The following is a 22,309-nucleotide window of genomic DNA, read 5'->3' as shown; positions in this document are numbered from 1 at the left end:
CCGCGGCGAGACCGGCGTGCTAAGCCGGGGCGCGAAGATCGAGAACGGGGAAGGGAACTCGACGTGAAGCTCTACACCTCCATCGGGCCCAATCCGCGGGTCGTGAAGATGTTCCTGGCCGAGAAGGGCGTCGACGTCGAGCGCGTCGAGGTGGACCTGCGCGCCGGCGAGAACCGGCAGGCGCCCTATCTGGCGGTCAACCCGTCCGGCCAGACGCCGGCGCTGGAACTGGACGACGGCGTCCATCTCGCCGAGATCACCGCCATCTGCGAGTACCTGGAGGAGGTGACGCCCAATCCGCCCCTGATCGGGACCACCGCCGAGGAACGGGCCATCACCCGCATGTGGACGCGCCGCGTCGACCTGAAGATCTGCGAGCCGATGGCCAACGGCTTCCGGTTCGCCGAAGGCCTGCCGATGTTCGAGAGCCGCATGCGCTGTCTGCCCGAGGCGGCTCCGGGCTTGAAGGCGGTGGCGCAGGACGGCGTCGCCTGGCTCGAGGCGGGCTTCCAGGGGCCGTGGATCGCCGGCGGGCGGTTCACCCTCGCCGACATCCTGCTGTTCTGCTTCCTCGACTTCGGCGCCGCCGTCGGCCAGCCGCTCGACGCCAGGTACGCCAGGGTGAGCGACTGGTTCGCCCGCGTGAAGGCCCGTCCCAGCGCCGCCGCCAGCGCGTGAGTCGGCCTGGCCGCCAGGGGGGACCAAGCTCCGAGGTCCCGGCGGCCGACACCGACGCCTGGCCGCTGGCCGGGGGGCAGGACGGGCTGCCGATTCCACGGCGCTACTGGTCGGTGGCGGCCATCTGGCTGGCCATGGCCATGTCGGTGCTGGACGGGGCGATCGCCAACGTCGCCCTGCCCACCATCGCCGCGGACCTCGGCGCCAGCGCCGCGTCGTCCATCTGGGTGGTCAACGCCTACCAGCTTGCGATCACGGTCACCCTGTTGCCGCTGGCGGCGCTGGGCGACCGGCTGGGATACCGGCGGGTCTATATCGCGGGCCTGATGATCTTCACCCTGGGCTCCCTGGGCTGCGCCCTGGCCCATACCCTGCCCCAGCTCACCACCGCACGCGTCTTCCAGGGGCTGGGCGCAGGCGCGATCATGAGCATCAACGCCGCGCTCGTCCGGTTCACCTACCCCAAACGCCTGCTGGGCCGGGGCATCGGGCTGAACGCCCTGGTGATCTCGATGGCGGCGGCGGCGGGGCCGACGGTGGCCGCGGGCATCCTGGCCCATGCCTCATGGCCCTGGCTGTTCGCCGTCAACGTGCCGATCGGCCTCCTGGCCATCGTCCTGGGCGTGCGGGCGCTGCCGCGGACGGTAGGGTCGTCGCGCCCCTTCGACGGTGTGTCGGCGCTGCTCAACGCTCTCGCGTTCGGCTTCCTGATCCTGGGGGCCGAGAGTCTGGCGCGCGAAGGCCTGGCGTCCGGGCTGTGGAAACTGGCGGTGGGCGCGGTCGCCGCGGCGCTCCTGGTCCGGCGGGAGCTGTCGCGGGACACGCCGCTCGTGCCGTTCGACCTGATGCGGATACCGGTCTTCGGCCTGTCGATCGCCACCTCGATCGTCTCGTTCACCGCCCAGATGATGGCTTTCGTCAGCTTGCCCTTCTACTTCCAGACCGTACTGGGTCGCAGCGCCGTGGAGACGGGCCTGCTGATGACGGCCTGGCCGCTGGCCGTGGGCGTCGCCGCACCGCTTGCCGGGCGGCTGGCCGATCGTCATCGCGCGGGGATGCTGGGCGGGATCGGGCTCGGCGTGTTCGCCGCCGGGCTCGCCGCCCTGTCCCTGGTGAAGCCCGGCGCCGCCGATCTCGACATCGTCTGGCGCATGGCGCTCTGCGGCCTGGGTTTCGGCTTCTTCCAGGCGCCCAACAACCGCGCGATGGTGACCTCGGCCCCGCTGCACCGCAGCGGCGCGGCGGGCGGCGCGCTCGCGACGGCGCGGCTGCTGGGCCAGACGGCGGGGGCCGTCACCACGGCCGCCTTCTTCCATCTGGCCGGCACGACGGCGACGACGGTCATCCTCGCCCTGGCCGCGGGGCTCGCCCTTGTGGCGGCGGGGGTGAGCCTGCTGCGCCTCAAGCTCGCGCCGCGCCCGCGTCCCGAGCCGCTCGACCGGAGCCCCGACGTGGCCGCCGGGCCTTAGCCGACGTTGCGGCCCAGGCCCTCCCAATAGGGCTTGCGCAACTCGCGGCGCAGCACCTTGCCGGACGGATTGCGCGGCAGGGCGTCGATGAACTCCACGCTCTTGGGCGCCTTGTAGGCGGCGATCCGCCCGCGCGCCCACGCGATGATCTCGGCGGGGGAGGGGTCGCTCCCGGGCGCCCGCACGACGATGGCCTTCACCGCTTCGCCCCACTTGTCGTCGGGCACCCCGATCACGGCGGCGTCGGCGACACCGGGGCAGCCCAGGATCGCGTTCTCCACCTCGGCGGGATAGACGTTCTCGCCCCCCGACACGATCATGTCCTTGACCCGGTCGTGGACGAAGAAGAAGCCTTCCTCGTCCATGTATCCGGCGTCGCCGGTGCGCAGCCAGCCGTCGGGACGGATGGTCTCGGCCGTGGCCTGGTCGCGGTTCCAGTAGCCCGCCATGACGATCGGGCCGCGGATCTCGATCTCGCCGATCTCGCCAGGGCCCAGAGTCTCGCCATCGTCGCCCGCGATGCGGGTCTCCAGCGTCGTCCACGGCCGTCCGCACGAGCGCAGGAGCTGGCCGCGATGGTCGGCGGGCGCGAGCGTGGTGCCGGCGCCCGTGGTCTCGGTCATGCCATAGAACTGGATGAAGCCGCAGCCGAAGGTCTGGGTCGCCTTGGCCAGCACCGCCTCCGAGATCGGGGAGGCGCCGTACGACACCGTCTTCAGGCTGGAATAGTCGACCTGATCGACCCCCGGGGTCTGGAGCAGGGCGTTGATCATCACCGGGGCCAGGAAGACGTGCGCCACCTTCTCCTCGCCGAAGGCCTTCAGGACCGCGGGCGGGACGAAGTCGGCCTGGAGCACCAGCCGTCCGCCGGCGGCCAGGCCCGAGAAGCTGATGTTGGTCCCGGCCACATGGAACATCGGCATCAGGATGAGGACGGTGTCGTCCGCCTCATAGCTGAACCCTTCCACCTGATGGCGTAGCGCCAGGAACGCCGAGTAGTTGGCGTTGGTCAGTCGTACGCCCTTGGGCAGGCCCGTGGTGCCGGAGGTGTAGAGCTGCAGCACGTCGTCCTCGGGCTGCGGGGGCTCGATCCGGGGCGCCGGGGCCGCATCGCGCAGCGCGTGATAGGCCTGGAAGACGGGATGCTCGCCACCGACGGCGATGGTGCGGATCGGCCGGTCCATCCCCGCCAGAACCTCGCCGGCGAAGTCGAAGAACTCGGGCGTGACGAAAAAGACGTCCGCTCCGGAATCCTTCAGGATGAAGGCGACCTCCGGCACGGCCAGGCGCGAGTTGATGGGGGCGAAGCAGGCCCTGGCCTTGGCCACGCCGAAGAAGATTTCATACCAGGCCTCGGACGGACGCCCCAGCCAGGCCACGCGGTCGCCGGGTTTCACGCCCGCCTGTTGCAGCAGGCCCGCCGCCTGGCCGGATCTCCGGTCCAGTTCGGCGTAGGTCAGGTCGCGTCCTTCGAAATGCACGGCCACGCGCTCGCCGCGCTCGCGGCCGTGGACGGTGGCGATGTCGGTCAGGGTCTTGATCGGATCGTCTTGCATGCGGCGCCGTTTCGCTCCCAGCGGGCCATTCGCCCGTCGTTCCGGCGATAGCTAGCCGATGCAGGGCGTACGGCCAAACCCCACGTAGGGTCACTGTCGCAAAGCCGCGGTCGCCAGATGACGGGGCCAGATGACGGGGGGCGTGTCGGCGCAGGTCAGGCGCTGGCCGCGGTGCGGGTCTCGACGATCAGGACTTCCGCCGGATCGTCCGCGTCCATGATCCGGAGCAGGCGGGCGCGGGCGCGGTTCACCCGGCTCTTGATCGTGCCCAGGGCGCAGCCGCAGATTTCGGCCGCCTCCTCGTAGGACAGGCCCGCCGCGCCGACCAGGATGAGGGCCTCGCGATGTTCGTCCGGCAACTGCTGAAGCGCAGCCTGGAGCGAGCGCAGGGTGATGCTCCAGTCCTGGCTGGGCGGCGCCGTGAGGCTCTCGGCGTACTCCCCGTTCTCGTCGCTCACCTCGCGACGGCGGCGCGTCATGGTCGTGTAGTAGGTGTTCCGGAGGATGGTGAAGAGCCAGGCGCGCAGGTTGGTGCCCGGCTGGAATTTCTCGCGGTTGGACCAGGCCTTGATGAGGGTGTCCTGCACCAGATCGTCGGCGTCGGAACCGTTGCGGCTGAGTGACCACGCAAACGCCCGCAACGCCGGTATGAGGGCCACCACCTCGTCACGCCATTCCATCCATGCCCTCACGACCCGGTTCTGCGACCAGGGGTTAAGCAAACACTAGCAAAGGTTGAACGCAATGAAGCGCAGGGCGTTCCAGCCGGAACCGCGTTCGGGCTCTGGCGTTGTCGCGGGGCGATGAGATCGCCGATGGAGCCTTGCCCGAAATCCGGGCGGCACGGTTCGGGGCGCCGCGCTGGCCCATTGCCGTGTTCTCGTTTTGTATCCATGATGCGCGGAGTCGAAGGCTGCTGACGGCGGCCCGGAGGAGGCCGATCCATGCGCGCCATCGAGGACACCCGCCCGGCCCGGCAGATCGAGGCTCGATCGGCCCTGGGGCGCTATCGGGAGGTGCGTCGTGGCTCCGCGGCCTTGATCCGGTCGCTGACGCCCGAGGACATGGCGGCGCAGTCGATGCCCGACGCCAGCCCCACCAAATGGCACCTGGCGCATACGACGTGGTTCTTCGAGACCTTCCTGCTCGAGCCGCGGTTGCCGGGCTATCGGCCGTTCGACCCGCGCTTCGGCTACCTCTTCAATTCCTATTACGAGCAGGTGGGGCCCAGGCATCCGCGGCCGGCGCGCGGCCTGATCACCCGACCCACCGTGGCCGACGTCCTGGCCTACCGCGCCCATGTCGACGCGGCGATGGAGCGCCTGATCGCCGCGGAGGGAGAGGCGATCGCCGCCCTGCTCGATCTCGGCCTGGCCCATGAGGAGCAGCATCAGGAACTGATCCTGATGGACGTCCTGCACCTCTTCGCCCAGTCGCCGCTGGCGCCGGCCTATGCCCCTCCGCGCGGCGCGGTGGCCGCGCAGCCGGCGGCGCCGATGACCTACACGGCCTTCGCCGGCGGCCTTGTCGAGATCGGGCACGAGGGTGCGGGCTTCGCCTTCGACAACGAGGGGCCGCGGCACCGCATCTGGCTGGAGCCGTTCCGGCTCGCCGACCGCCTGGTGACCAACGGAGAGTGGCTGGCCTTCATGGCTGACGGCGGCTACCGGCGGCCCGAGCTTTGGTTGTCGGACGGTTGGGCGCGCGTGTGCGGGGAGGGCTGGGCGGCCCCGGCCTATTGGCGGCCGGACGACGACGGGCGGTGGCGGGTGATGGGGCTGCACGGCCTGCGCCCCCTGGACCCGGACCGGCCGGTCAGCCACGTCAGCTACTATGAGGCCGACGCCTATGCGACCTGGGCGGGTGGGCGCCTTCCGACCGAGGCGGAATGGGAGCACGCCGCCCGGAGCGCGGCGCCCGAGGCGGACGAGGGCCTCTGGCTCGAGCCCGCGCCGGCGCGGGCGGACGTCGGTCTTCAGCAGATGCGTCGGCGTCTGTGGCAGTGGACCCGGAGCGCCTACCTCGCCTACCCGGGCTTTCGCCCGGCCGCCGGGGCCGTCGGCGAATACAACGGCAAGTTCATGTCGGGCCAGTTCGTGCTGCGCGGCGGCGCCTGTGTGACGCCGCCCGGCCATGTGCGGGCGACCTACCGCAATTTCTTCTATCCGCATCAGCGCTGGATGTTCTCGGGCGTGCGGCTGGCCCTGGACGGCGTAGGGGAGGCGGGCCCGTCGTCGGATTTCGAGGCCGATGTCCTGGCCGGGCTCTCACGGACTCCGAAGGCGATACCGCCGAAGCATTTCTACGACGCCGCCGGCTCGGCGCTGTTCGAGGCGATCACCGAACTGCCCGAATACTATCCCACCCGCACCGAGATCGCGCTGCTGGAGGCCTCCGCCGCCGAGATCGCCGCCGGGATTCCCGAGGGCGCCGCGCTGGTCGAGTTCGGTTCGGGCGCCAGCACCAAGACGCGGATCCTGCTGGACGCCGCGCCCCAGGTGGCGACCTATGCCCCCATCGACATCAGCGCCTCGGCGCTGGAGGCGGCAGCCGCCGCCATCAGGGCCGACTATCCGAGGCTGGTGGTGGCGCCCCTTCGCGACGACTTCACCGACGCGCTCAGGCTGCCGGCCGAGGCCCAAGGGCGCCCCGTCGTGGGGTTCTTTCCAGGCTCCACCATCGGCAATTTCACGACGGACGAGGCGCAGGCCTTCCTTTCGGGCGCACGACGCCTCCTGGGGCCCGGCGCGACCTTCCTGGTGGGGATCGACCTCGTGAAGGATCCCGACGTCCTGGTGGCGGCCTACGACGACGCCCAGGGGGTCACGGCGGCGTTCAACCGCAACCTTCTGGTCCGCATCAACCGCGAACTGGAAGGGAGCTTCGATCTGGACGCCTTCGCGCACCGCGCCGTCTGGAACGCGGAGCGCAGCCGGATCGAGATGCATCTGGTGAGCCTGCGGGACCAGGTGGTGGTCGTCCGTGGCCGCGCGTTCGCCTTCGCCGCCGGAGAGACCCTCCATACCGAGAACTCGCACAAGTTCACGACCGAGGGGTTCGCCACTCTGGCCGCGGCGGCCGGCTGGAGGGTCGAGGCGCAGTGGATCAGCCCCGAACCCGCCTTCGCCCTGGTGCGGCTGCGGGGCTGATCCCGTCGAGGCCATCCCTCACGGCGTTTGGACGGGCCGCCGGCGGCCATGGGTTCGCAGACACACGAACGCGGACGCCTGGGGGAGGGCGTCCGCGCTCAGTTTCCGGTCAGGGGCGGTGCTGGTGAGTCAGCTCTCGCGATTGCGGCTGCGGCCGCCGCCACGGGAAGCTTCGCCGCCCTTGCGGCCAGCTGCGGCGGCGAGGTCGCGGTCCTTGGCGAAGCTTCGCTTCTCACCGGGCACGCTGGCGCCGCCCTTGCGGGCGATCTCGCGGCGGCGTTCGGGATTCATGGCGGCGAAGCCGCGCCGGGCGCGGGGCTTGCCGGGATCGACGGTAGGCATCGAGGGGGTCTCCTCTGGGGGGCTTGCCGTTTGAGAACCCCCGAGGCGCGGTCAAGGTTGCGTCCCGACGTGAGACTTATTCGCGTCGGAGCGCCTCGATGGGATCCAGCCGCGCCGCCCGCCAGGACGGATAGGCCCCGAACACCAGGCCGACGACCATCGAGAAGCCCAGGGCCAGGGGCCCGGCCCAGGCCGGGACGGCGGCTGGCCACTCGCCCAGCCGGGCGATGGCGAACGCGCCCAGGACGCCCAGCGCCAGGCCGATCAGCCCGCCGACCAGCGACAGGGACACGGATTCCAGGGCGAACTGGATCAGGATATGGCTCCGCTTCGCGCCGACCGCCATGCGCAGGCCGATCTCGCGGGTCCGCTCGGTCACCGCGACCAGCATGATGTTCATGATGCCCACGCCGCCGACGACCAGAGACACGCCCGCCACCGCCGCCAGCAGGACGGTGAAGGCGCCGACGGCCGCCTGGCTGGCTTCCAGGATGGACGCCATGTTCTGGGTCTGGAAGTCGTCGTCGTCGCCCGGCCGGATCTTGTGCTGCTCCCGCAGCAGGTTGGTCACGTCGTCCTGGACCTGGTTCAGGCTCCGCTCGTCGGCCGCCTTCACATAGATCGTCTGGACAGCATCGCCCCGGAAGCGCCGCCCCGTGATGCGCGAGCGCACGGCGCTGAGCGGCGCCAGGACGACGTCGTCCTGATCCTGGCCGAAGCCCGCCTGGCCCTTGGATTCCAGCACCCCGATGACCTCGAAGGGGACGCTGCGCACGCGGACCCGCCGGCCCACGGGATCGGCGTCGCCCCAGAGCTCGCGGGCGACGGTCGGTCCCACCACCAGCACCTTGCGGCCCTGCCGGCCTTCCCGCTCGTCGAACATCCGCCCGGCCGCGATCCTGAGGTCGCGGGCCAGCAGGTAGTCGGGCGTCACGCCCTGGATCTGGGTGTTCCAGTTGGCGCCGTCCGAGGCGAGCTGGGCCTGGCCGCGCACCAAGGGCGCCACCGCGGTCACGTTCTCGACCTGGCGGGCGATGGCCTCGGCGTCGCTGTCGCGCAGCGAGAAGCCGCCGCCGGCGCCCTGGCTGACCGGACCGCGCTGGAAATTGGGCGTGACGATGATGAGGTTCGAGCCCAGGCCCGAGATCGCCTCGGTCACCCGTTGCTGGGCGCCCAGGCCGATCGAGGTCATCATCACCACGGCGGCGACCCCGATCACCACGCCCAGCGAGGTCAGGACACTGCGCATGGGGTGGGCGACGATAGCGCCCAGGGCGAAACGGACCAGTTCGAGGAAACTCATGCCGCGCGCCCTCGCTCGTCCGAGACGATGCGCCCGTCGCGGAAGGCCACCCGTCGCCCCGCTTGGGCCGCCACGTCGGGGTCGTGGGTGACGATGGCGAGGGTGAGGCCGCCGGCGTTCAGTTCCTCGAACAGCCGGAGCACCTCCTCGCCGGTCTGGGTGTCGAGCGCGCCGGTGGGTTCGTCGGCCAGAAGCAGGTCGGGCCGGTTGGCGAGCGAACGGGCGATGGCCACCCGCTGTTGCTGGCCGCCGGAGAGCTGGGTGGGCCGATGGCCCATCCGGGAACCCAGGCCGACCCGCTCCAGGAGTTCCGCCGCCCGGGCCCGCCGTTCGTCGCGGGACAGGCCGGCGTAGATCATCGGCAGTTCCACGTTCTGCAGCGCCGTGAGGCGCGGCAGGAGCTGGAAGGACTGGAAGACGAAGCCGATCCGCCGCCGGCGGAAGTCGGCCAGTTCGTCGTCGGTGAAATCCCCCACGTCCTCGCCCTCGAAGGCGTAGCGGCCGCCGGTCGGGCGATCCAGGCCGCCCAGGATGTTCATGAGGGTCGACTTTCCGGATCCCGAAGGGCCGATGACCGCCATGTACTCGCCGCGGTCGATCGACAGGCTGACGCCGGCCAGGGCCGCCACCTCCTCGTCGCCCATCACATAGACCTTGGTCAGGTCGCCGATCTCGATCATCCGCCTACATCCGCACGCGCACGCCGCCGCCGGGCCCACCGGGGCCTGCGGCGCCCCCGCGGAGCTCGGCCTTGGGGCGTGGTCCGCCGCCCACGATCACCTGGTCGCCGGGCTTGAGGCCGTCGGCGACGATCTCGGTGGACGAGCCGTCGGTGGCTCCCGCGCGCACGACCACGGGCGTCGGCCTGCCGTCGCGCAGAACGTACAGCGAGCCAGGCCTGAGGGTTTCGCCGTTGCGCCCCCCGCGACCGCCTTGACCCATGTTGGCGCGCAGCGCCGCCAGCTTCGCCTTCTGGTCGGGCCGGAGCATCGGCTCCAGCTTGGCGAAGGCCTCGCCCAGGGTCTTGGACATGGCTTCCCGCATCGCCTGGGGATTGCCGGCGGCCGACGCCCGGGCCGCCTGCAGCTTTTCGCGCAGGTCGGCGCTGATGGTCTCCCACGCGGCCTTCTGCCGGCTGTCGAGGTCGAGCTGTTCGACGATGCGCGCGCCCATCATCCCGCCCGTCATCCCGCCCTGGCGATTGCCTTGCTGCGCCCCGCCCGGCGGGCCGCCGATGCCGGGCGCGCCCGTCATGACGCCGCCGCCCCGAGCAGCCCGGCCGCCTTCCGACGGGGGCGACCAGCGCAGGGCCGCCGAGGCGATCTTCATCACGTTGCGCCGGGTCTCGATCAGGATGTCGGCGTTGGCGGTCATGCCGGGCAGCAGTTTCCGCCGCGGGTTGTCTGCTTCCGCGATCACCGTGTAGGCGACGACGTTCTGCTCGGTGGTCGGCTGCATCCGCACCTGGGTGACAACGCCCTCGAAGGTGTCGTCCGGGAAGGCGTCGACGGTGAAGCGCACCTGCTGGCCTTCCTGCACCTGGCCGACGTCGGCCTCGTCGACGCTGATCTTGACCTCCACCTTCGAGAGGTCCTGGGCGATGGTGAAGAGCACCGGAGCCTGGAGGCTGGCCGCCACCGTGGCGCCGGGTTCGACCTTGCGGTCGATCACCACGCCGTCGATGGGCGAGACGATGGTGGTGCGGCCCAGGTCCGCCTGCTGGCTGCGCAGCGCGGCGCGGCTCTGGTTCACCCGCGCGCGGGCCGCGGCGACGTTGGCCTGGGCGGTGCGGAGGGCCGCGGTGGCCTGATCCAGGGTGGAAGGCGAGTACCAGCCCTGGTCCACAAGGGTCTTCTTGCGGTCGTAGTCGGCCTGGGCGTTGGCCAGCGTCGCCTGGGCCTGCCGGACCGAGGCTTCGCCCGCGGCGATGTCGGCCTGGCCTTGGGCGACGCGCGACTGGAAGGTCTGGGGGTCGATCACCGCCAGGGTCTGGCCGGCGCGCACCTGGTCGTTGAAGTCGGCCAGCACGCGGATCACCTGGCCCGAGATCTGGGAGCCGATGTCCACCGTGTTCAGGGCCTGTAGCGTGCCCGACGCCGAGACCGAGCGCGTGATGTCGCCCTGCTCGACGGTCGCGAACCGGTAGGGGTCCTTCTCGGGCTTCGGGCGCATCTGCCAGGCCACGAGGGCCGCGATCGCGAGCGCGACGAGGCCCAGTCCGATCCAGGTGTTGCGCGACAGGCGGAAGGAACGCCGACGGGAGGTCTTGTTCAGGCTCATGTCGTCTCAAGTCTACGGGGGTCGAATGAACCCCGCCTGACTAGGCCAGAGGCGCTTTTCCGGCCGATTTCATTTCCGATACCGAATTGCGGCGCCGGGCCTGAAGAGGAAGGCGGTCTAGAGAGGAAGCAGGACCCGCGCGCGCAGCCCGCCGCCCTGGCGATTGATCAGGCTCACGTCTCCGCCATGCCCGCGGGCGATGGAGCGCACGACGGCCAGGCCTAGTCCGATGCCGCCCGTCTGGCGGTTGCGCGACGGCTCGCGGCGGTAGAAGGGCTCGAAGACCTTCTCGGTGTCGGCCGCCGGTATGCCCGGTCCGTCGTCGTCGATCTCGACCACCGCATGGCCGGCCTCGCGGAACACACGGGCCCGCGCCTGTCCACCGAACTTGACGGCGTTCTCCAGCAGGTTGGCGAACAGCCGTCGGAGCGCCATGGGATCGCCCTCCAGCACCACCTTCTCGCCCGGCTCGGCTTCGGCTTTCGCTCCTGTCTCGGCCATCTCGTCGCAAAGGCTCTCGATCAGCGAAGACAGTTCGAGGGGCGTGCGCTCGCCGGGCCTTGTCGCGTCGCGCACGAATGCGAGCGTGGCCGCGATCATCGCCTCCATCTGGTCCAGGTCGGCGGCGTACTTGGCGCGCTGGTCGTCGGGCAGGCCCTCGATACGGAAGCGCAGGCGGGTGAGGGGGGTGCGCAGGTCATGGGCGATGGCGCCGACCATGGCCGTCCGGTCCTCGACATACCTCTGCAGGCGCTCCTGCATCTCGTTGAAGGCGCGCGCCGCCACGCCGATCTCGGCGGGCCCCTTCAACGCCAGCGGCGGAGCCTTGGGGTCCCGGCCCAGCCGTTCGGCCGCCTGGGCGAAGACCTGGATCGGCTTGGAGAGCCGGCGAGCGAAGATCCACGTCACCGGCGTCATCAGCAGCGCCGAAAGCGCGAACCACAGGGCGACCCGCTGTTGCCAGTCGTCCAGCCCGAAGCGTGGCTCGGAGCGGATAACGGCCCAGCGGCCGTCCGCCTGGCGTACGCCGACCTGGAAGGGGTTGATCAGGAAATGCTCGTCCTGGCGGATGCCGGCCTGGACGGCCCGGTCGCGGATGATGCGGCCCACCCGCCGATCCGACAGGGGCCCGCGCTCGCCCGCCAGCACCACATCGGCGACCGGCACGTTCAGGTCGGTGGCGATCTGGGCGCGGATGTCGGGGATCGTGCGACCCTCCAGCGGGGGCCGGGGCGGATGGTCCTGGTGAGTCAGCACGAGCTGACGCCGCTCGGTGAAGGTGGGCGGCGAGCCGCGGTAGGTCTGCTCGATCTCGCTGATCCGGTAGAAGTCGGGCGCCGGGGGCGGCAGCAGGAAGAGCAGGGCGCTGCTCATCACCCAGGCGGCCACCAGCGTCAGGCTCGTCAGCGTCAGGAGCTGGACGAACAGCGACCCGGTGGGCCGGAGTGGCGTCACGTCCGCTTCACCTTGGCGGTGAACATGTAGCCTTCGTTGCGGATCGTGCGGATCAGGTCGTGGCCGCCGCCGCCGTCGTCCAGCTTGCGGCGCAGGCGGCTGATCTGCACGTCGATGGCGCGGTCGAAGGCCTCGCTGTCGGGGCCCCGGGCGAATTCGAGGAGCTGGTCGCGGGTCAGCACCCGTTGGGGGCGCTCCACGAACGCACGCAGCAGGGAGAATTCGCCTGACGACAGGTTCACCACCACCCCGGCCGGAGAGCGCAGCTCGCGCCGCACCAGGTCCAGGCGCCAGCCGGCGAATTCGCAGCCGGCCCCCAGCGGCCCCGAAGTCGTGCGCTGTTCGGAGCGGCGCAGGACGGCCCGGACGCGGGCCAGCAACTCACGCGGGTTGCAGGGCTTGGCGAGATAGTCGTCGGCGCCAAGCTCCAGGCCGACGATCCGGTCGGTCTCCTCGCCCATCGCTGACAGCATGATGATCGGCGGCGCGGCCTCGGCGCCGGTCAGGCGGCGGCAGACGGCCAGGCCGTCCTCGCCCGGCATCATGATGTCGAGCACGATCAGGTCGACGGGCCCGCGCTCCAGGGCGCGGTCCATCTCGGCGGCGTCGGCGGCTGTCTCCACCTTGTAGCCGTGGCGGCCGAGGAAGTCGGACACCACGTCGCGGATGCCCGGATCGTCGTCGACCATCAGGATGCGGGCGCCGGCGCCGGACATGTCAGTCGCAATCTCCATGCGCGCCAGCTTCGTCGCCGGCCGTAACGTGCGAATGTCCCAACTGAAACCCAGACGTCCCCATCTGCAAGACGCCGTCCTGGCCTAATCCTCGGCGAGGACCTCGTCGGCCACGAACGGGTTGGTCTTCCGCTCCTGGCCGAACGTCGACATCGGGCCGTGGCCGGGCACGAAGCGGACGTCGTCGCCGAGGGGCCATAGCTTGCCCGTGATCGCCTGGATCAGGTCCTGGAAATTGCCGCGCGGGAAGTCGGTGCGGCCGATCGAGCCCTGGAACAGGACGTCGCCGACCTGGGCGAACCTCGCCTCGCGATGGAAGAACACGACGTGACCGGGCGTGTGGCCGGGACAGTGGACGACCTCGAACTCGGTTTCGCCCAGGCTCACCCTGTCGCCGTCCTGGAGCCAGCGGTCGGGCGTGAAGCTGCGGGCCTCGGGCATCCCCCACTTGGCGCCGGACGTTCCGATGTCGTCGATCCAGAACTGGTCGTCGGGGTGCGGCCCTTCGATCGGGCAGCCGGTGGCCTCCTTCAGCGCCGCCGTGCCGCCCGCGTGGTCCAGGTGGCCGTGGGTGATCCAGATCTTCTCGAGGGTGAGGTCCTGCTCCTTCAGCGCCGCCAGCAGGCGCGGGACCTCGCCGCCCGGATCGATGATGGCGGCCTTCCTGGTCTTCACGCACCAGACGATGGTGCAGTTCTGCTGGAGCGGCGTGACCGGGGCGATCATCGCGCGGATGGGCAGGGGCGGCGGCGTCTGTGCGTTCATGTCGTCCCTATGATCGTGTCACGGCGCGCAAATGGAAAGGCCCGGGCGTAAACCCGGGCCTTCCGCAGGTCGGTCGTCCTTCTGGACGGCTTCTGGCCGGTGGGCGGCTCAGTCGTCCCGCCCGCCGGGCGTCGGCGCGCCGGGCATGGGCGCCAGCGGCTCGGGTGGCGCGTCGGGATCCAGCTCGTGGGTCTCGATCAGGCCGCGGGCCACATGGCTGTTGCGGTAGCCGTAGAGGAAGTAGACCACCAGGCCGAGGGCGCCCCAGACGGGCAGAACCAGGATCGCCTGGATCGGCAGGCTGAGGTACAGCCCCAGCGTTCCCAGCATCGCCAGCGGCGCCACCACCCACACCAGCGGCGTGCGGAAGGGCCGATGGCGGTCGGGCTGCCTGCGGCGCAGAATCATGACGGCCAGCGCCACCATGAAGAAGGCGAACAGCGTCCCCGAGTTGGAGATGTCCGCCAGCCGGCCGACGGGCAGGAAGGCGGCGAAGATCGCCACGGCCACGCCGGTGATCGCCGTCACCACATGCGGCGTCTTCCACTTCGGATGGATGGCCGATAGGAAGTTGGGCAGCAGGCCGTCGCGGCTCATCACGAAGAAGATCCGGGTCTGGCCGAACAGCATGATCAGGATCACCGACGGAAGCGCCAGGAAGGCCGCCACGCCGATGAGGTCGCCGATCCGTTCGTGGCCGACCGCGCGGAGCACATGCGCCAGGGCCTCGCGTGAGCAGACCAGGGGTTCCTGGCCCATCGCGGTCAGCGACTGGCACTGGGCGGCGAGGGCCGCCGTGCCGGGCTCCAGAACCTCGCCGGAAAGGCCCGTCACGGGCTGCGAACCCAGGGCGCCGATCGCGCCTGCGGCCACCAGGAGGTAGAAGATGGTGCAGATGCCCAGCGAGCCGATCAGCCCGATGGGGACGTTGCGCTGCGGGTTCTTGGTCTCTTCGGCCGCGGTCGAGACCGCGTCGAAGCCGACGTAGGCGAAGAAGATCGAGGCGGCGGCGCCCACGATGCCCAGGCCGGTGCCGTTGCCGTGGCCGAACCAGCCGTTCGGGGCGAACGGCTCGAAGTTGGCGCCGTTTAGGACCGGAAGGGTGAGGGCGATGAACACCGTCAGGGCCGTGACCTTGATGGCCACCAGGATGGCGTTCACCCGGGCGCTTTCGGTGGTGCCGATCATCAGCAGGCCGGTCACGAGGAGGGCGATGGTCAGGGCCGGGAGGTTCACGATGCCGCCCGCATAGGGGCCCACCGAGAGGGCATGGGGCAGGCTGATCCCCCAGCTCTGGAGCAGGCCCACGAAGTATCCGGACCATCCCACCGACACGGCGCTGGCCGCGACCGCATATTCGAGGATGAGCGCCCACCCGACCATCCAGGCGATGAACTCGCCCATGACCGCGTAGGAATAGGTGTAGGCCGAGCCGGCCACAGGCACCATCGAGGCCAGCTCGGAGTAGCAGAGCGCGGCCACGGCGCAGACCGCGCCGGCGATGATGAACGAGATCATCATGCCGGGACCCGCCTTCTGGGCGGCCTCGGCGGTCAGGACGAAGATGCCGGTCCCGATGATGGCGCCCACGCCCAGCAGGGTGAGCTGGACGGGGCCCAGGGAGCGGGTGAGTGATTTCTTCTCAGCCGTCGCGAGGATCGCGTCGAGCGGCTTGACACGCCACATTGTCCCTCCGAACAGCGGCCCCCGAGCCGCCAAGGCAAAATTTGGCGCGACGGTGGCGTGCTTGCGGGGCGCCGGTCAAGCGCCAAGGCCCCGGGGCGTTTCCATATGCCCCCGGCGCGCGGTAGAGGCGGGCGAATGCTTCCCGTCCATGAGGCCCTGCCCGCGTTGAAGGCGGCGTTGCGCGACGGCGCGGCCGCGGTGTTGGTCGCGCCGCCCGGCGCCGGCAAGACCACCGTGGTCCCGCTGGAGCTTCTCGCCGAGCCCTGGGTGGGGGCAGGGCGGATCATCGTGCTGGAGCCTCGCCGGCTCGCCGCGCGCGCCGCCGCCGAGCGCATGGCCGCCACCTTGGGCGAGCGGGTGGGCGAGACGGTGGGCTATCGCGTGCGGATGCAGTCGCGCGTCTCGGCCCGCACCCGGATCGAGGTGGTGACCGAGGGGGTCTTCACCCGGATGATCCTGGGCGATCCCGAGCTTCCGGGCGTGGCCTGCGTGATCTTCGACGAGTTCCACGAGCGCAGCCTGGACGCCGACCTGGGCCTGGCCCTGGCGCGGGATGCGCAAGGGGTGCTGCGCGGGGACCTGCGGCTGCTGGTGATGTCGGCGACGCTGGACGGCGCGGCGGTCGCACGCCTGCTGGACGGCGCGCCGGTGGTGGAGAGCCTGGGCCGGATGTTCCCGGTCGACACCCGCCACGTCGGGCGCGACCCGGCGGCGCGGATCGAGGACCAGGTCGTCCGGGTGGTCGAGCGGGCGTTGGCCGAGGAGGGCGGCAGCCTGCTCGTCTTCCTGCCGGGCCAGGGTGAAATCCGGCGTGTGGCCGAGCGGCTGGCAGAGCGGCGGCGGCCGGGCGTGGAGATCGCGCCCCTCTATGGCGCCCTCGATCCGAAGGAGCAGGATCGCGCCATCCGGCCGGCGGCCGACGGTGTTCGCAAGGTGGTGCTGGCCACCGCCATCGCCGAGACCAGCCTGACCATCCAGGGCGTGCGGGTGGTCGTGGACTGCGGCCTGGCGCGGGTTCCGCGCTACGACCCCGCCAGCGGCCTGAGCCGCCTGGCGACCGTGCGGGTCAGCCGGGCCGCCGCCGACCAGCGCCGGGGCCGGGCAGGGCGGACCGAACCCGGCGTCTGCTACCGCCTGTGGGACGAGGCCGAAACGCGGGCGTTGCCCGCCTTCGCCGACCCCGAGATCCTGGAGGCCGACCTGTCGGGCCTGGCCCTGGACCTCGCCCGCTGGGGCGCCAGGGGGACCGAGGGCCTGGCTTTCCTCGATCCGCCGCCCGCCGCCGCGTTCGCCGAGGCCCGGTCGCTGCTGGGGCGGCTGGAGGCGCTGGACGACGAGGGCGTGCTGACCGCCCACGGCCGCGCCCTGGCTGCGTTTCCCCTCGCGCCGCGCCTCGCGCACATGATCCTGAAGGCCGCAGGCGCGGGGCAGGCCGCCCGGGCGGCGCGCATCGCGGCGCTGCTGACCGAACGTGGCCTGGGCGGACGGGAGGTCGACGTGCGCCATAGGCTGGAGATGCTGGAGCGCGACCGCAGCCCGCGCGCCCGTGACGCCCGCGCCCTGGCCGATCGCTGGGCGGGCCTCGCGCCCGGCGCCGGGCGGGGCCACCCCCTGCCGGATGGCCTGCTGCTGGCCTTCGCCTATCCCGAGCGCGTCGCCCGGGCGCGCGGGGGCCAGGGAGAGTTCCAGCTCGTCAGCGGCCGCGGGGCCTTCGTGGAGCCGACCGACGCCCTGGCGCGCGAGTCCTGGCTGGCGGCGGCCGAACTGGGCGGGGGCGAGCGTCGCGACCGCATCCTCCTGGCCGCGCCCCTCGAACCGGCCGACCTGGAGGCCTTCGCGGACCAGTTCGAGATCGAGGACCGCCTGGAGGAAAGCGGGGCCGGACGCCTGCGCGCCAAGCGCATCACGCGGCTGGGCCGCCTGACCGTGCGCGAGACGGTGGACGACAATCCCGACCCGGCGCTCGTCGCCCGCGCCCTGGCGGCGCGAGTGGCGCGCGAGGGGCTGAAGCGGCTTTCCTGGGGCGCCGCGGCCGGCAGCCTGCGCCAGCGCGCGGCCTTTCTCCACGCCCGCGATCCGGCCTGGCCCGACCTGTCGGACGCCGCCCTGCTGGCCCGCCTGGACGACTGGCTGACGCCGATCCTGGCGGGCGCGCGCCGCCTGGGCGACCTGAAGCCGGACGCGCTGGACGGCGCCCTGCGCGCGCTCATCCCCTGGGACCAGCAACGTCGCCTGGACGCCGAGGCGCCGGCGCGCTGGACGGCGCCCACCGGCAACAGCTTCACCATCGACTACGCCGCCGAAGGCGGACCGCGCGTCGAGGTGCGGGTGCAGGAGGTCTATGGCCTCGCACGGCATCCGACGGTGGCCGGCGTTCCGCTCACGCTCGCGCTGCTCTCGCCCGCGCACCGGCCGATCCAGACGACGAAGGACCTGCCGGGCTTCTGGACAGGCTCCTGGAAGGATGTCCGCACCGACATGCGGGGCCGCTACCCCAGGCATGTATGGCCCGAGGAGCCCGCCACGGCCCAGCCGACGATGCGTGCGAAGCCCCGGGGGACATAGGGGGCGGACGTTCCGTGTTCCCGATTCGGATCGGCGTTCCACGGGCCCGAAGTCTGTCGCGGCTGGACGTCGCGAAGCATCCGCCGTGCATCTCGGCGTTCCCGACAATTCCCGGACGAGGAATCTTCACTCGCCTCGGAGGCGTATTTTGCAACTCTACTGCTAAAGAGCGGCTCCCTGCGCGTTTCTACGCGCCTTGACCACGGGATTTGGGCGGCCTAACGTTTCCTCGACACGCTTTTTCATGGAATTTGAGAAGATGATCTCCCTGCGTGTCCTGGCTTTGGGCGGCGTCGCCGCCGTGGCCTCCTTGTCGCTCGGCGCTCCGGCGATGTCCGCCATCTACCTGAACAAGGACCTTATCACGGTCGCCGTCGGCCCAGGCACCTCACCCGGCACCTTCAACAATACCTTCACCAACAGCCCTGGCCTGACTATCGAAAAGGTCATCGACGCTCCTTCGGCCGACGCCGAAGAGTTTCACGACCAGAATACCCACATCTGGTTCACGGCTGACGAGGTCGGCGGCGGTCTCGAGCTGCTGTTCGACTTCCAGCAGGAGTACGACATTTCGACGCTCCATTTCTGGAACTACACGGCTGAAAGCTACGACGTCGACAATATCGTCTTCACTTTCTACAACGGCGCCAACGATCTGGTCGGGTCGCTGTCGGTGAATCCGGCCCTCGGTAGCCCGGGCGGCATCAAGGCCGAGGACATCCCCTTGGCCGCGCCTCTCAACGTCCGCTACGTCACGGCCTTCCTGACCGGGTCCAACCGAGAGGTCGACTTCCAGAACATCGGCTTCACGGCCGACGTGTCGACGCCGATCACGGGCGGCATTCCCGAACCCTCCACCTGGGGCGTCATGATCCTCGGTTTCGGAATGGCCGGAGCCGTCATCCGCGGTCGCAGGACCGTCACGCGGGTTTCCGCCTGAGGCCCCGTCAGGCGCCGGCGATCCCGCCTGTCAGGACGCCGGTCGCCGCCGGATCAGAATCGAGGGCGCAGGCTTGCCTCGCCCCGGCGCGGTCGTTCAGCCAATCCTGAGGGCCGCGGCGACCGCCTGGGTGTAGTTGGGGCCCACCGGCACCTCGGTCTTGGCCTCCAGCACCAGCGTCAGCGCGCCGCGGCCGGGTCGCTTCACGCTCTCGACCAGCGTCATGTTGACCATCGCCGAGCGGTGCACCCGCCGGATGACGCCAGGGCTGAACACCTTCTCCAGCTCGGTCAGGGTCGCCCGCAGCATGTGGCTGCGGTGGGCGGTGTGGATGATCACATAGTCCCCGGCGGCCTCGATCCAGATGATCGAGGCGGCGCTGACCCGGACGTCGCCCCCCTTCGCCGGCGCCCAGACGGCGTTGGGCAGGCCGTCGCCCGCATCGTCCTGCCGCCGGCGGTTCAGCGCCTCCACCTCGGCGGACAGGGCGGCCACGCTGGCCTCGGCCTCGCGCAGGGACAGCCGCCGCCGCACCCTCTCGATGGCCTGCCGCAACCGGTCGATGCGGACGGGCTTCAGGACGTAGTCGGCGGCCTCCACGTCGAAGGCGTCGGGGGCGTAGTGCTCGAACGCGGTGACGAAGATCACCTCCGGGCGGCTCTCGGCCGGCAGCGCGGCGGCGAGGCTCAGGCCCGTGCGGCCGGGCATCTGGATATCCAGGATCACCACGTCCGGGCTCGTCTCGGCGATCAGGGCCTCGGCCGACAGGCCGTCGCCGGCCGAGCCTACGACCTCGACGCCCGCGACGTCCTGCAACGCCATGGCCAGTCGACGCAGCGCGATCGGTTCGTCGTCGACCAGGACCACCCGCAACGTCATGCCGCCACACCGCTGCGGGCGCCGCTCCGGCGCGGGACCAGTGGCATACGGACCTCCGCCAGATAGCCGCTGTCACCGCGGCCGGCCGACAGCGTTCCACGTTCGCCGAACAGGTTCTTCAGGCGCGCCCGTGTGTTCGCGAGTCCCACACCCGCCCCCGCGAGGATCATGCCCGGATCGACGGGATCGCCGTCGTCGGCCACCCGCAGGATCAACGTTTCACCGTCCGCCTCCGCCGATACCTGGACGGTCACCGGCCGCAGGGAGGGAGCCACGGCGTACTTGATCGCGTTCTCCACGAGGGGTTGCAGCGTGAAGCCGGGGACCTGCGCCGTTCGCAGCGCCTCGGGACAGTCCAGCTCCACCGCCAGGCGGCCCTCGAAACGCACCGCCTCGATCTCGAGATAGGCCTGGGCGATGTCCATCTCTTCGCCCAGTGGAATCGTCGCTGCTGGGTCCATCGACAGCGAAGCGCGCAGGAAGTCGGACAGGCGCTCGATCATCTGGTCCGCGCGGACGACGTCGCGCTCCATCACCAGGGTGGAGATCGCGTTCAGGGTGTTGAACAGGAAGTGCGGGTTCAGTTGCAGGCGCAGCGCCGCGAGCTGAGCCCGCTGCGCCGTGAGTTCCGCCCGCTCGGCGGCCGCTTCGGCCTCGGCGGCCCGGCGGCCCTGTTCGCGGGCCTGTTCGCTCAGGCTGAGCGCCCAGTAGAGCGAGAGGTTCAGGAGGAAGGTCCAGGAGTACAGGATCCAGACGCCGCCGACCCGGCCGGATTCCATCGTCGCCCAGTCCGACCACTCGGGCAGGACCGTCTGGGCGAGCGCATAGTAGATGCTGATGTCGATGGCGGTCTGCAGCGCTGCGGCGGCAAGGCACGCACAGAGCATGACGATCCAGCGCCCCACGGGCGGCCGCACCTCCATCCGCCGCCACAAGGCATAGAGCGTCGCGGCCTGAACGACGGCGACGCACCACAGGCCGGCGCTGATGGCCACATCGACGGTCGCGGTCCGGGCGCCGAAGATGGTGATCACGGCGATCACCAGCGCATAGCCCAGCGTCCACAGCACCATCGAGGCCCGGAGCGCCGTCCGCGTGCGATCCGACAGCGATGTCCAGCCGAGGGTCATGGCGTTCCCGGGAAGCGAGGTCGGCGGGACCATAGACGCAGATCGGCGTCCACGCCTCCGTCTCCACCGCATCCAGGGCGGTGTTCGGCGCAAAACAGGCGTGTCCGTCGCGAGCCGGGCCATGTCGGGCGCATTCGACCTGACAGGCGCCGCGGGCGTCGCCAGAAGCCGCGCCTGTCGAACGGCCGGTTCCGCCCACGGAAGATGTTTTCCGGGGTCGGGGACCGGCCGCTGTCTCTCAGGGAGTTCCACAAGATGTATCCATCCAGCCGCCTCGCGTGCGGTGTCCTGGTGGCGTTGCTCGCCACCCTCTCGACCTCGGCCGGCGCTGTCGAACTGGTCCGCGCCGGCGACGCCGACATGAGCTGTCAGGCGCTCACGGACGAGATGAACGTGCTGTCGTCGGCCAAAGCTAAGGCCGCGAAGCGGGCCGAGTCGGGCCGCAAGCTTCTGGGCTTCGCCAGCACGGCGCTCCAGATCGCCAGCAGCACCGGCGCGCTTGGCAAGGGCGGCGTCGGCGGGGGCCAGAGCGGCTACATCGCCCAGCAGGCGTTCGGCTCGCTTCAGACCCAGCTTCAGACCCAGGCGCTGCAACAGCAGATGATGGCCGGCGCGCCGGGCTTCAGCGCCTTCCCGGCTTACGACGGCGCAGCGGCGCCGACCGGCCAGGCCGTCGACGCCAGCGTCGAGACCCAGCGCCTCACCCGCCTCACCGACCTGCACGCCCAGAAGGGCTGCTGAACCCGAAACCCTCACCGGAGTATCCCAGAATGATTCGTTTCCTGGCGCCCTTCGTGGCCGCCCCGCTCGCCGTCGCCGCGATCCTGGCCACGCCGGCCGCCGCCGCGACGACCGTGACCTACAGCGGCGCCGGCGCGCCGATCCCCGATAACAGCTTCACGCTCTCCACCATCGAGATCGCGGACTCGTTCCTGATCGACGACGTCAACGTCAGCATCGACGACCTGGCGCACAACTTCTCGGGCGACGTTCAGTTCTTCCTGTCGAAGGGCGACGTCGTGGTCCAGCTCTTCCGGAACCACGGCTTCAACAGCTACCTGCGCGACACGCTCACGTTCGACGACGCGGCGGCCACCCCGATCACGAGCTTCCCGCTGGTCGGCCTCTCCGTCTACCGGCCCCTCCAGGCGCTGGAGGCGTTCAACGGCCTGAACTCGGCCGGGACCTGGACCCTGAAGGCCGTCGACACCGTGAGCGGGTTGTCCGGCGTCTATGGCGGGTGGCGGCTTGAACTCACGCCGTCGGTCACGGCCGCCGTTCCCGAACCCGGCGCCTGGGCCCTGATGATCGTGGGCTTCGGCGCCGCGGGCGCTCTGCTGCGCCAGCGGCGGCGGGCGGCGGTCGCCGCCTAATCGGC

The 22,309-nt window shown here is 70.8% G+C and carries 19 protein-coding genes; 7 read left to right on the top strand and 12 right to left on the bottom strand.

Going from position 1 to position 22,309, the window contains the following annotated elements; translation table 11 throughout:
• Positions 1-63: 63 nt before the first annotated feature.
• Both WG212_RS08525 and WG212_RS08520 read left to right on the top strand, forming a co-directional pair.
• A complete protein-coding gene (locus WG212_RS08525; protein WP_337186665.1) occupies positions 64-678 on the top strand; it encodes a glutathione S-transferase family protein in 615 nt (204 codons plus the stop codon).
• Positions 675-2,147: an MFS transporter gene (locus tag WG212_RS08520; RefSeq protein ID WP_337186664.1), complete on the top strand. Its 1,473-nt coding sequence runs from the start codon at positions 675-677 to the stop codon at positions 2,145-2,147. Before WG212_RS08525 ends, WG212_RS08520 begins: the two co-directional genes overlap by 4 nt.
• Here WG212_RS08520 and WG212_RS08515 read toward each other — a convergent pair.
• The gene (locus WG212_RS08515; protein ID WP_337186663.1) at positions 2,144-3,703 is read right to left on the bottom strand and encodes a long-chain-fatty-acid--CoA ligase; all 1,560 of its coding nucleotides are present in this window, start codon (positions 3,701-3,703) and stop codon (positions 2,144-2,146) included. The genes WG212_RS08520 and WG212_RS08515 overlap by 4 nt on opposite strands.
• A 155-nt stretch (positions 3,704-3,858) precedes the next feature.
• On the bottom strand, positions 3,859-4,383 hold the full coding sequence (locus WG212_RS08510; protein ID WP_337186662.1) for a sigma-70 family RNA polymerase sigma factor: 525 nt from the start codon (positions 4,381-4,383) through the stop codon (positions 3,859-3,861).
• 264 nt (positions 4,384-4,647) lie between these two features.
• On the opposite strand from WG212_RS08510, the gene egtB reads away from it, so the two are divergent.
• Complete coding sequence (gene egtB, locus WG212_RS08505; RefSeq protein ID WP_337186661.1) at positions 4,648-6,852, top strand: ergothioneine biosynthesis protein EgtB; 2,205 nt, start codon at positions 4,648-4,650, stop codon at positions 6,850-6,852.
• A gap of 129 nt (positions 6,853-6,981) precedes the next feature.
• Here egtB and WG212_RS08500 read toward each other — a convergent pair whose 3' ends face one another.
• From WG212_RS08500 to WG212_RS08465, 8 genes are all read right to left on the bottom strand, one after another.
• Positions 6,982-7,194 carry a general stress protein gene (locus WG212_RS08500; RefSeq protein WP_337186660.1) on the bottom strand — a complete coding sequence of 71 codons (213 nt, stop codon included), beginning with the start codon at positions 7,192-7,194 and terminating at the stop codon, positions 6,982-6,984.
• A gap of 76 nt (positions 7,195-7,270) precedes the next feature.
• Entirely contained in the window at positions 7,271-8,497 is a 1,227-nt protein-coding gene (locus tag WG212_RS08495; RefSeq protein ID WP_337186659.1) for an ABC transporter permease, read from the bottom strand.
• Entirely contained in the window at positions 8,494-9,177 is a 684-nt protein-coding gene (locus WG212_RS08490; RefSeq protein ID WP_337186658.1) for an ABC transporter ATP-binding protein, read from the bottom strand. Before WG212_RS08490 ends, WG212_RS08495 begins: the two co-directional genes overlap by 4 nt.
• 4 nt (positions 9,178-9,181) lie before the next feature.
• The gene (locus tag WG212_RS08485; protein WP_337186657.1) at positions 9,182-10,777 is read right to left on the bottom strand and encodes an efflux RND transporter periplasmic adaptor subunit; all 1,596 of its coding nucleotides are present in this window, start codon (positions 10,775-10,777) and stop codon (positions 9,182-9,184) included.
• Between the two features lie 117 nt (positions 10,778-10,894).
• Positions 10,895-12,232 (bottom strand): ATP-binding protein, encoded by a 1,338-nt coding sequence (locus tag WG212_RS08480; RefSeq protein ID WP_337186656.1) that lies wholly within the window; start codon positions 12,230-12,232, stop codon positions 10,895-10,897.
• Positions 12,229-12,966 (bottom strand): response regulator, encoded by a 738-nt coding sequence (locus WG212_RS08475; protein ID WP_337186655.1) that lies wholly within the window; start codon positions 12,964-12,966, stop codon positions 12,229-12,231. The genes WG212_RS08480 and WG212_RS08475 overlap by 4 nt, the downstream gene beginning before the upstream one ends.
• A gap of 84 nt (positions 12,967-13,050) precedes the next feature.
• Entirely contained in the window at positions 13,051-13,731 is a 681-nt protein-coding gene (locus tag WG212_RS08470; RefSeq protein ID WP_337186654.1) for an MBL fold metallo-hydrolase, read from the bottom strand.
• Between the two features lie 108 nt (positions 13,732-13,839).
• On the bottom strand, positions 13,840-15,417 hold the full coding sequence (locus WG212_RS08465; protein ID WP_337186653.1) for an amino acid permease: 1,578 nt from the start codon (positions 15,415-15,417) through the stop codon (positions 13,840-13,842).
• A gap of 135 nt (positions 15,418-15,552) precedes the next feature.
• On the opposite strand from WG212_RS08465, the gene hrpB reads away from it, so the two are divergent.
• Positions 15,553-17,982 carry an ATP-dependent helicase HrpB gene (gene hrpB, locus WG212_RS08460; RefSeq protein ID WP_337186652.1) on the top strand — a complete coding sequence of 810 codons (2,430 nt, stop codon included), beginning with the start codon at positions 15,553-15,555 and terminating at the stop codon, positions 17,980-17,982.
• A gap of 259 nt (positions 17,983-18,241) precedes the next feature.
• On the top strand, positions 18,242-18,922 hold the full coding sequence (locus WG212_RS08455) for a PEPxxWA-CTERM sorting domain-containing protein (protein ID WP_337186651.1): 681 nt from the start codon (positions 18,242-18,244) through the stop codon (positions 18,920-18,922).
• A 96-nt stretch (positions 18,923-19,018) separates the two neighbouring features.
• On the opposite strand, the gene WG212_RS08450 is transcribed toward WG212_RS08455, so the two are convergent.
• Both WG212_RS08450 and WG212_RS08445 read right to left on the bottom strand, forming a co-directional pair.
• A complete protein-coding gene (locus tag WG212_RS08450) occupies positions 19,019-19,801 on the bottom strand; it encodes a LytTR family DNA-binding domain-containing protein (protein WP_337186650.1) in 783 nt (260 codons plus the stop codon).
• A complete protein-coding gene (locus tag WG212_RS08445; protein ID WP_337186649.1) occupies positions 19,798-20,931 on the bottom strand; it encodes a histidine kinase in 1,134 nt (377 codons plus the stop codon). Before WG212_RS08445 ends, WG212_RS08450 begins: the two co-directional genes overlap by 4 nt.
• A gap of 255 nt (positions 20,932-21,186) precedes the next feature.
• Here WG212_RS08445 and WG212_RS08440 point away from each other — a divergent pair, with 255 nt between their 5' ends.
• Together WG212_RS08440 and WG212_RS08435 are read left to right on the top strand one after the other, a co-directional pair.
• Positions 21,187-21,672: a hypothetical protein gene (locus tag WG212_RS08440; RefSeq protein ID WP_337186648.1), complete on the top strand. Its 486-nt coding sequence runs from the start codon at positions 21,187-21,189 to the stop codon at positions 21,670-21,672.
• Between the two features lie 29 nt (positions 21,673-21,701).
• The gene (locus WG212_RS08435) at positions 21,702-22,304 is read left to right on the top strand and encodes a PEPxxWA-CTERM sorting domain-containing protein (protein WP_337186647.1); all 603 of its coding nucleotides are present in this window, start codon (positions 21,702-21,704) and stop codon (positions 22,302-22,304) included.
• The last annotated feature ends 5 nt before the right edge of the window (positions 22,305-22,309 follow it).

Source organism: Phenylobacterium sp. (assembly GCF_037189685.1).
Lineage (GTDB): Bacteria > Pseudomonadota > Alphaproteobacteria > Caulobacterales > Caulobacteraceae > Phenylobacterium.
This window is presented reverse-complemented; position numbering and strand designations above follow the sequence as displayed.